3 protein-coding genes are annotated in these 5,976 nt (G+C 30.2%); 1 reads left to right on the forward strand and 2 read right to left on the reverse strand.

Annotated features, from left to right (window positions below):
- Positions 1–365 precede the first annotated feature (365 nt).
- Positions 366–1,544, forward strand: a complete 1,179-nt coding sequence (locus tag RH99_RS17395) for a 3D domain-containing protein (protein ID WP_010241310.1) — start codon at positions 366–368, stop codon at positions 1,542–1,544.
- Between the two features lie 186 nt (positions 1,545–1,730).
- Here the strand turns inward: RH99_RS17395 and RH99_RS17400 are convergent, their stop codons facing one another.
- On the reverse strand, positions 1,731–5,084 hold the full coding sequence (locus RH99_RS17400) for an ABC transporter permease (protein ID WP_010241312.1): 3,354 nt from the start codon (positions 5,082–5,084) through the stop codon (positions 1,731–1,733).
- A gap of 2 nt (positions 5,085–5,086) precedes the next feature.
- A complete protein-coding gene (locus tag RH99_RS17405) occupies positions 5,087–5,791 on the reverse strand; it encodes an ABC transporter ATP-binding protein (protein WP_010241314.1) in 705 nt (234 codons plus the stop codon).
- Between the last annotated feature and the right edge of the window lie 185 nt (positions 5,792–5,976).

Genomic DNA, 5,976 nt, shown 5'->3' on the forward strand with positions numbered 1-5,976 from the left:
ACACGTAGTATAATGATTTATAAATTTATTACTGGACTTCTAAAAATATATTAGCTATAATATACCTTTATATATAACACAACATAACATAAATTCATAAAATAAATTTTAAAAATATTATTTCAATATGAAAATTGCAAATAGTTGCTATTAAAGTTTTTACCTTAAACAAGTAACCATGCACTTTTTACCTGCATATAAAATAACTTATCTATTTAATAAAATAATAGTCAAAAAAATAGTATCCGAATTATTTTTACAATTTTTTCCACCAATTTTATGTTATGTTATGCTATAATATAAACTAATGCTAAATCTAAAGCATAAAAAAACAGGTTTATAACCCGTCTAAGGAGGAAAGCATATTGAATAAAAAAGCGGTGTCTATCGTTATGATGTTAGTTTTAACTTTCACCATAAGCAGTAATGTATTTGCTGCACCAACCACTGATGAATCAGCTGAACTAAAGCAAACTCAAGCTAATAAGAAACAATTACAGGGAAAAGTAGATGATTTAAATAAACAAATTGATGACATACTAAAAAAGGTTGATAATAATAAAAAGGATATGAATAAAATCGACCAAAACATAAAAAATACACAAGCTAAATTAGAAGCAGTAGAAAAACATTCTAAAGAACAGGAAGATTTGTTTAAGAAAAGATTAAGAGCTATATATGTAAGTGGGGGTGGAACTAGCTATTTGGAGGTACTTTTAGGATCAAGTAGTTTAAGCGATTTTCTATCATCAATGGATTCAATTTCCATAGTGATGAAGTATGATAATAATATCGCGGCACAATTACAAGAGCAACAAAATAATATTGCAAAGAAAAAGGAAGATTTGAATAGTGAAAATGCTAAGTTAGTAGCTTTAAAAGCAAGTAATGAATCTACTCTATCAAATCTAAGCAATGATATAGGTCAACAAAAACAACTACTTGCTAAAGAAAATGAAAAGGAAAATAATTTAATCGCAGAGCAAAAAGCAAGAGAAGCTGCTGAGAAAGCAAGGGAATTAGCCGCTGCACAAGCTGCACAAGCTGCACAAGCTGCACAAGCTGCGCAAGCTGCACAAGCTGCGCAAGCTGCACAAGCTACACAAGCTACAGAGAAGACACAGAAATTAGCTGCTGCTCAAGTTGCAAATGCATCTAGACAAGTGGCTGTTAATAAACCAGCGTCTTCCAATAATTCTGCTAGTACAAGTTCCCCTGTTGCGATAAACCGTGGTGGAAATATAGGAACTCCAACTAATGCTTCAAGTTCAATGACTATGCAAGCAACTGCCTATACGGATAATGGTTTTACAGCAAGCGGAGACAGAACAAAACGAGATCCAAATGGTTACAGTACTATAGCTGTAGATCCTAGAGTTATACCACTTGGTTCTAAAGTTTATGTAGAAGGTTATGGATATGCTATTGCTAGTGATACTGGCGGTGCTATTAAAGGAAATATAATAGACTTATTTGTACCTACAGATGCCGAAGCACAAGGCTGGGGAAGAAGAACTGTAACAGTTCATGTTGTTGGAAATTAAGATATCTTCCCATTACTTCAATTGAAGAAAGTAAATGTAATTCAAGAAAATATACTATTTTAAGTAAGAAAACACCCCACTAAGTAGAAACAGCAAAATGACTGTTATAAACTTCTGCTTAATGGGGTGATTTTTATTTTACAAATTTTATTAGAAGTATAGTGTTAATAATTTTAGTTTATTGTCTCATTCTGCATTTTTAAGAGATTCTATCATATCTATCTTATCAAATCTTCTATACATAGCTAAATTAACTATAAGTGAAAATAAGATCGTAAATGCAACTGAATATAGAAAATAAATAGGATTAATTGTCTTTACAAACATCATTACATTTGTTTCTGCAGTACTTATTATGAGTCTATTAATAAGTATACCGTAAACTATTCCTGTAAAACTTCCTATAACCGTTAATATAATATTTTCTCTGTATATGTAGAATGCCAATTCATTATTATAAAAACCCAGAAGCTTTATAGTTGCAAGCTCCCTCTTTCGTTCATTAATATTTATATTTGTAAGATTGTATATTACCACAAAGGCTAAAATACCTGCTGAAACTATTAATACTAATACTACTGAATTTATACTTTTTATGCTTTTATTAAAATTAACTTGAATATTCTTTTTAAAACTTACAGCCCCTATTCCTTTTATAGCTGTTAATGTCTTAGCTGTACTATTCTCAGCAGTATCGGAAATGCTGTTTAAATTTCCATAAAATCCATTGAATTCTAATCTTTTACCAGTAATCTGCTCATAGTAACTAGGACTCATATATATATAATGCTGAACATATTGCTCAGTTATAGCTGCTATTTTGGCATTTACCACTCTGTTATCTATAGTAATTGCAATGTTATCTCCTACTTTTTTATTCATAAGCTTTGAGACTTTCTCAGTAATTATTACTCCGTTATCTCTAAGACTTAACTCTTTCCCATCCATTGTAAGATTTATATATTTATTAATATTATTCTTATTTTCTGGTACTACTACATAAACATCTTCATTTCCAGATTTTTCTTTACTGACAGAAGCATTTTTTGAATAGGTAAATAATATAGATTTAACATTATTATCTTTCATTACATTAATGTTTATATTATTTTTTTCATTTGTATCTATATCTTTAGTAAGGGTTGTTTGAATATCATATCTATAAATCTTTTTAAATTGATTATCTGCAGCCCCTACTATACCTTCCTTAAGGCCAAATCCGGTTATCATTAATCCCGTACACGCAGCAATTCCTATTACTGTCATAAAAAATCTCTGCTTATATCTAAATATATTTCTTGCAGTAACTTTTCTTGTAAAACTAAGTCTTTTCCATAAAAATGTTATTCTTTCCAGTAATATAACTTTTCCTGCCTTAGGTGGCTTTGGCCTCATCAATGAGGCTGGAACCTCTCTTAGCTCACCTAAAGTCGATGCTATAGCTGCTAAAGTTGTAAATAGTATAGATATTAGAGAAGCTTCTATTGCAAGTACTGTATTAAAAGGTGTTATAGCATCAGGAATAGTATAGAGTGAAGAATAGGCATTCATTATAAGCGGTGGAAATAACCTAAATCCAAAAGATGCACCTATTATACTGCCTATTACACTGGCTAAAAGTGAATATATAAGGTAATGTGACACTATAGATATTCTTGAATATCCTAATGCTTTAAAGGTACCAATTTCCATTCTGTTTTCTTGAACCATTCTAGTCATAGTTGTAAGACTAACTAGAGCAGCTACCAAGAAGAATACTAACGGGAATGCCTTTCCTATATTATCGATTCTGTCACTATCCTGTCTATAGCTTTCATATCCCACATTAAATGATCTACTTAATACATACCATTCCGGCTTTTTAATATCTTTAATTTTATCTCTATTAGTTTGAATTTCAGATTCTCCACTACTAAGCTGAGCGTTTGTTTTTAGCTTTTCAGTTTTTAATTTTTCACTGTTTACATCAATTTCCTTTTGTGCCTGTATAAGTTGTGCTTTTCCATCATTGAGCTTTTTAATACCTTCTTCTTTACCTTTATTGAGTTCAACTTGTGAGTCTGCTATCTTTTTCTTATTTGCTTCAAGTTCTATTATTGCAGTTTTAAGTTTTCCCTCTCCATCTTGTAATAATTTTTGTTTATATTCTATTTGCTGCCTTCCTGAGCTTATATCTGCTGCAGATTTATCGAAATTAGTCTTTAGCCCTGTTACATCAAAATATGAACTAATCTGATTTAATGCTCCATGACTTTTAAGCGCAGCATACATACTATCAAAATCTTTACCTCTAACATCATCTTCATAAATTTTATTCATAGAATTATATTGAGCTATATATATTGGATTAACAGGCACTGAATCCATATGCTGTTTCGCCTCTGCCACCTTTACTTTTAATCCCTTTGATATATTGGTAGCTGCCTGCTTTTTCCCATCATTCAATTTATTTTCAGCATCATTAAGCTTATTCTCAGCCTGAGAAATCTGAATCTTTCCACTTTCTATTTGATCTGAATTAGAATTTATTTCATTTTCTCCATCTTTAATTTTATTTTTTCCATCTGATATTTGTTTTTCACCATCTGCTATTTTTTTATTGAAAGCAATTTGATTTTTTTGCAGCTCATCTTTTCCATGATCTAATTTATTTTTTGCATCTTCAATTTGCTTGTGTGCCTCATTAAATTTGCTTTCTGCTTCCCTTCTAGAACTTCCAAGTTTAACTTCTGCATCATTTATCTTATCATTAGCAGTTTTTAGAACCTGTGCATATCTTATCTCATTTCTCTTAATCCCTATATCTTTTAGTTCCTTTTCTATGCTTTCTGTAACATTTTTATAGTCCTCATTATTTAAAAGACTATTTTTAGATTCGTTACTGTTAGATCTTACATACATCTCTGTATAGACATCACTTTTAAATACTTCTGGTAATATGTATACAAATCCACTTACGTCTCCATCTCCTACAGAACTTAATTGTCTCTGAGCTGATAAATATAGAGGTGATTCCGCTGCTCCAACGATTTTAAACTCATTATTTTTTAGATTATCTTTTATATCACTTTCATTTCCAGATTTAAGGATTATTGTATCACCTATATTTAATTTGTTATTCTTAAGAAATTTTTCTTCAACTACTGCTTCTTTGTCATTTTTAGCTGTTCTTCCCTTCAGAATTTTTATTTTGTTTATTCCATTTTTAATAGGAAGAGAATTAATGTTTAAGACTAAAGAACGTTTATTCGTTTCAATTACTGCATCCAAGGAATAAGAACCTTGAGCCTCTGTTACACCCTTTAATTTTTCTACTTGTGATATGTCATCTTTAGTAAGTCCTAGTGTAGATATTACTTTAAAATCCATAAAATTACTTTTATTAAAATAATAATCTCCAGATATTTTCATATCAGGACTAGTAGCCCTTACTCCTGCATAAAAAGAAACTCCTATTGCTATGATTATAACTATTGATAAAAATCTTGAAAGTGTCTTATTAATATCTCTAAATAAATTTTTAAAAAATGTTTTCTTCATAATTACCACTCTATACTTTCTATATCCACTGGGTTTAAATTTTTCTCTACACTTTCAACCTTGCCACTTTTTACAGTTATTATCTTATCTGCAATTGGGGCTATAGCTGAGTTATGCGTTATAACTATAATGGTCATATCATATTTTTGTGAAGTATCTGCCAATAGTTTAAATATAGATTTACCAGTATTGTAATCTAGCGCTCCAGTGGGTTCATCACAAAGTAATAATTTAGGATTTTTAGCTAGAGCTCTTGCTATAGAAACCCTTTGCTGTTCTCCTCCTGAAAGCTGAGAAGGAAAGTTACGCAATCTATTTCCAAGTCCTACATTTTCAAGTATCTTTTCTGGATTCATTGGATCCTTGCATATTTCCACCGCCAGCTCCACGTTCTCAACAGCATTCAAATTTTGTACTAAATTATAAAACTGAAATACAAAACCTATATCTTCTCTTCTATATTTTGTAAGCATTTTTTTATTATATTTACTAATTTCATTTCCATCCACATAAATACTTCCTGATGTAGTTTGATCCATACCACCTAAAAGATTAAGTATAGTTGACTTACCTGCACCACTGGCACCAAGCACAATAACAAACTCACCTTTGTCTATGGAAAATGACACATCATCTACTGCTTTAATTACAACTTCACCCACAGTATAACTTTTCTTAACATTTTTTAGTTCTATAAAATTATTCATAAAGTCTACTACCTCCATATTTAAATTTCCTCAAGGCTTCCTTTATTATACTGTTTCTAACTTCATCTTTTAAATATTTAATTAGAAAATTGACCTTCTCTTTTATAGTTTAGTTTAAATTCATAGCATTATCAATGAGTGCTAGTTAATAATAACAATTTAACTTTATAAAAAAGCACTAATTA

This window comes from Clostridium arbusti SL206 (assembly GCF_000246895.1).
Classification (GTDB): Bacteria; Bacillota; Clostridia; order Clostridiales; family Clostridiaceae; genus Clostridium_I; species Clostridium_I arbusti.